Genomic DNA, 599 nt, shown 5'->3' with positions numbered 1-599 from the left:
CAGGACGCCTCGCGGATCTTCTACGAGCCGCTCGCCGCCTGGGATCCGGACGGCAACCTCGTGCCGGTGCTGGCCGCCTCGATCCCGTCCAAGGAGAACGGGGCGCTCGCCGCGGACGGCCGCTCGGTGGTCTGGACCTTGAAGCCGGGCGTGAAATGGCACGACGGCAAGCCGCTCACCGCCGACGACCTCGTCTTCACCTGGGAATATGCCCGCGACCCCGCCACCGCGGCGGTGACGGCCGGCTCCTACAAGGATTGCAAGGTCGAGAAGATCGACGATCTCAGCGTCCGGGTCCTGTTCGACAAGCCGACGCCCTACTGGTGCGACGCCTACGTGGGCATCGTCGGGATGGTGCTGCCCAAGCATCTGTTCGGGCCCTACAGCGGCGCCAAGTCCCGGGACGCGCCCCAGAACCTCGCCCCCGTGGGCACCGGCCCGTACCGGTTCGTGGAGTTCCGGCCCGGCGACATCGTCCGCGGGGAGCGCAACCCCGACTACCACCTGCCGAACCGCCCGTACTTCGACACCGTCGAGATGAAGGGCGGCGGCGACGCGGTCTCGGCCGCCCGCGCCGTGCTCCAGACCGGCGAGTACGA

At 70.1% G+C, this 599-nt stretch carries 1 protein-coding gene; it reads left to right on the top strand.

The features are described 5' to 3' along the window. On the top strand, positions 1–599 hold a 599-nt coding region (locus CIW48_RS33000), incomplete at both ends, for an ABC transporter substrate-binding protein (RefSeq protein WP_246695535.1).

The organism is Methylobacterium sp. P1-11, from assembly GCF_008329595.1.
Classification (GTDB): Bacteria; Pseudomonadota; Alphaproteobacteria; order Rhizobiales; family Beijerinckiaceae; genus Methylobacterium.
The sequence above is the reverse complement of the archived record's forward strand: the minus strand, read 5'-3'. Positions and strand labels throughout refer to the sequence as shown.